Origin of the sequence: Paenibacillus selenitireducens (assembly GCF_002021565.1) — a bacterium.
GTDB lineage: Bacteria > Bacillota > Bacilli > Paenibacillales > Paenibacillaceae > Paenibacillus_K > Paenibacillus_K selenitireducens.
Map to the genome: position 1 here is coordinate 1 of NZ_MSZX01000038.1, position 3360 is coordinate 3360.

Consider the following 3360-nt stretch of genomic DNA (forward strand, 5'->3'; position numbering starts at 1 on the left):
STRCSSATNDATACTNTRYCHNAGCDAGTTGGTAGAGCACTCGACTGTTAATCGAGTTGTCACAGGTTCGAGTCCTGTTCGGGGAGCCACTTTTGCTCTCATAGCTCAGTAGGTAGAGTGCATCCATGGTAAGGATGAGGTCACCGGTTCGATCCCGGTTGAGAGCTCCATGTAGCACCTATGTACAAGCATCATTGCAGTAAGGCCCGTTGGTCAAGGGGTTAAGACACCTCCCTTTCACGGAGGTAACAGGGGTTCGAATCCCCTACGGGTCACCATTAGTATTTTTTCGGAGGCTTAGCTCAGCTGGGAGNAGCTGGGAGAGCATCTGCCTTACAAGCAGAGGGTCAGCGGTTCGATCCCGTTAGCCTCCACCACATATGCCGTTGTAGCTCAACTGGTAGAGCAACTGACTTGTAATCAGTAGGTTGGGGGTTCAAGTCCTCTCGACGGCACCATTTGACTAATGGGGATTAGCCAAGCGGTAAGGCAACGGACTTTGACTCCGTCATGCATAGGTTCAAATCCTATATCCCCAGCCATTTTTAGTAAGAGCCATTAGCTCAGTTGGTAGAGCACCTGACTTTTAATCAGGGTGTCGAAGGTTCGAGTCCTTCATGGCTCACCAGTTTTATCTCATGTGCGCGTATGGCGGAATTGGCAGACGCACTAGACTTAGGATCTAGCGGGCGACCGTGGGGGTTCAAGTCCCTCTACGCGCACCATACTTACAACATCGAAATCCTGAAGATCATTAGATCTGACAGGATTTTTTGCTTTTTGTACTGTTATGCTTTTATAACAAACCTCATCAAATCATTGCTATTGATCATTCTGGTAAATCGCCCATTTTCACATGAAAAACGATATGAGATCTATTTTTTGGCTTCATTTATTCATAAATATAACATTTATATAGTTTATCATTTAGGACATGAATATATAGAGCAGGCTAGAAGAATTCTCCTCTCGCCACAACTAAAGAATTTTTTTATAGGTAAAAATGATAGAATAGTAGGAGAACAATGCCATACGTATCGGAAGGTGAGTGAGTTCATGGAAGACATAACACGGATCATTCTCGATGTTGATGGAGGGATTGACGGTGCACTGGGTGTGTTATTCGCGTTAAAATCGAATAAAGCAAAGCTAGAAGGTGTAACGACCGGTTTTGGTCATGTGACGGCAGAACAGGCGACGATGAATATGATGCAGGTTTTGGAGTTTCATCGTGCAGGGATGGATACGTCTGTATTCATGGGGGCGTTGAAGCCACTTTTTAGAGAGTGGGAACGTAAGACAACAGATATTCAGGGAACGAATGGAATGGCAGATTACATTCTGCCTGCAACAAAGAGCGTGATGCATCAGGAACATGCAGCCGATTTTATGGTTCGTATTGTGCGAGAAAATCCAGGTCGAATCACGATTGTCACGGCAGGGAGTCTCACGAATGTCGCCATAGCGTTATCTAAAGATCCTGATTTTGTATCACAGGTAAAGCGATTGGTGATCGCGGGAGGCGCATTACAGGTTCCAGGTAACGTCACGCCAGTGGCAGAGAAGAATATTTATTATGATCCAGAGGCAGCACATCGTGTTTTTGAATCAGGTATTCCCATTACGATGGTGGGTCTCGATGTGTCGATGCAGGTAATGCTAACTGAGGCTCATTTAACAGAACTGAGTAAGCTTGGTCGCGCGGTTGCTTGCCCATTGAAAAATCCTGAAGGCGCAGTACTGCAAAAACGTATGATGAAGTTTATTGAACATGTTGGTAACTATCTCCTAACTGCATACCGACAGGAGTTAGACCTATTAGGGATACCATTACAGGCTCCACTTGCTGTCGCGGCAGCTTTAGACTCAAGTCTAGTAGATATACGTCAGGAATATATACAGATCGAAACGAAGGGAACGTTGTCAGCTGGAGCGACATTAGCCGATTTACGTCGTCGAACGCCAAAGCGAATCAACACAGATGTATGTGTCAGCGTGGATGTTGAACGTTTTATACAGCAATTTATCGAAGTGTTTAGCTCTATAGAGGGGGAGGAAGTATAGTGATGCAGGAACGGCAGAAAATAATTCTAGATGTAGATACGGGCATTGATGATGCGTTAGCCATGACATATGCTATCCGTTCTCCTGAGCTAGCAGTACTTGGGATTACAACATGTTTCGGCAATGTTACGGTACATGAAGCTGCGAGGAATTCTCTGCTCGTTTTAGAACAATTAGATGCTGAGCATATTCCTGTTTTTTTGGGAGCGAATCAACCATTATTTAGACCGTCGCTAAAAGCCAAGGCGGTGTCTATTCATGGGGAGGATGGTCTAGGTGATACGGGGTTATCGGAGCCTCTAGGGAGCCCAGCAAGTCAGTCTGCAGCCTCATTTATTGTCGAACAAGCTAGGAAATATCCGCATGAAGTTACTGTAGTTGCTGTAGGGGCGATGACGAATTTAGCTCTGGCTATCATGCAAGACCCGGAAGCTATGTATTTATTGAAGCGCGTAGTAATCATGGGGGGCGCAGTGACTGTACCGGGAAACGTCACGCCGCAAGCTGAAGCCAACATGTATGCGGACCCTGAGGCCGCTGAGTTTCTTTTTAGATCAGGGATACCGGTCACCATGGTTGGATTGGATGTCACGCTGCAGACCCTTCTCCCTAGGGCAGAGATTGCAAAATGGAGAGAACAGGGGACGAAATTAGGACAATTCCTTGCGAATATCACAGAATTCTACATTAACGCCTATTCACAGTTCTACCCAGGCATTCGCGGATGTGCTCTACATGACCCCTTAGCAATAGGCGTCGTCATAGATACTACCTTTGTCAAAACACAGCCGTTGCATGTTCAAGTGGATTGTGAGGGACTTTATTCTGTTGGACGAACCATAGCAGATCGGCGTTCTAAGCCGGATCATTCTCCGAATGTTGATGTGTGCTTAGAAGTAGATGCGGATCGTTTCTTGGCTCATTTTCTCGAGCGAGTGGCACGCTGATCTGATGATTCAACATATGTTAAGAAAGCACAGGTCATTAGATCTGTGTTTTTTAATGTCTTATAAATTGGAAGAGGAAAAAGTGAGTGATATTTCTATAGAATCAAGGGTGTGGGAACGTCAAAAATGATGAGTTTTTCTTGATAATATGACGAGAATTAAAATTTTTCGAAAAAAACACTTGCAATCGGTTTTGATTTTTGATATATTATTACTTGTCGCTGATGAGACACGGCAACGAAGTGAAACACAATTCGTGTTGCGTCAACAGCAAAAAATGCATTACATATGCGGACGTGGCTCAGCGGTAGAGCATCGCCTTGCCAAGGCGAGGGTCGCGGGTTCGATT

General features: G+C 45.1%; 3 protein-coding genes and 7 tRNA genes. All 10 read left to right on the forward strand.

All coding sequences use genetic code 11. From position 1 onward, the window contains the following. Positions 1-94: 94 nt before the first annotated feature. Positions 95-170: transfer RNA gene (locus tag BVG16_RS32195), tRNA-Thr, on the forward strand. A gap of 33 nt (positions 171-203) precedes the next feature. Further along, positions 204-278: transfer RNA gene (locus tag BVG16_RS32200), tRNA-Glu, on the forward strand. Between the two features lie 13 nt (positions 279-291). Next, a tRNA-Val gene (locus tag BVG16_RS32205) sits at positions 292-377 on the forward strand. 5 nt (positions 378-382) lie between these two features. Further along, a tRNA-Thr gene (locus BVG16_RS32210) sits at positions 383-458 on the forward strand. Positions 459-467: 9 nt separating this feature from the next. Beyond that, positions 468-542 (forward strand) — tRNA-Gln (locus tag BVG16_RS32215). Positions 543-552: 10 nt separating this feature from the next. Continuing rightward, positions 553-628 (forward strand) — tRNA-Lys (locus tag BVG16_RS32220). Between the two features lie 14 nt (positions 629-642). Continuing rightward, positions 643-725: transfer RNA gene (locus tag BVG16_RS32225), tRNA-Leu, on the forward strand. Positions 726-1056: 331 nt separating this feature from the next. After that, on the forward strand, positions 1057-2064 hold the full coding sequence (locus BVG16_RS32230) for a nucleoside hydrolase (protein WP_078503286.1): 1008 nt from the start codon (positions 1057-1059) through the stop codon (positions 2062-2064). Positions 2065-2066: 2 nt separating this feature from the next. Then, positions 2067-3011, forward strand: a complete 945-nt coding sequence (locus BVG16_RS32235) for a nucleoside hydrolase (protein ID WP_078503288.1) — start codon at positions 2067-2069, stop codon at positions 3009-3011. A gap of 148 nt (positions 3012-3159) precedes the next feature. Then, positions 3160-3360: hypothetical protein (locus tag BVG16_RS33620; protein WP_233147242.1), on the forward strand; the 201-nt coding region annotated here is incomplete at its 3' end.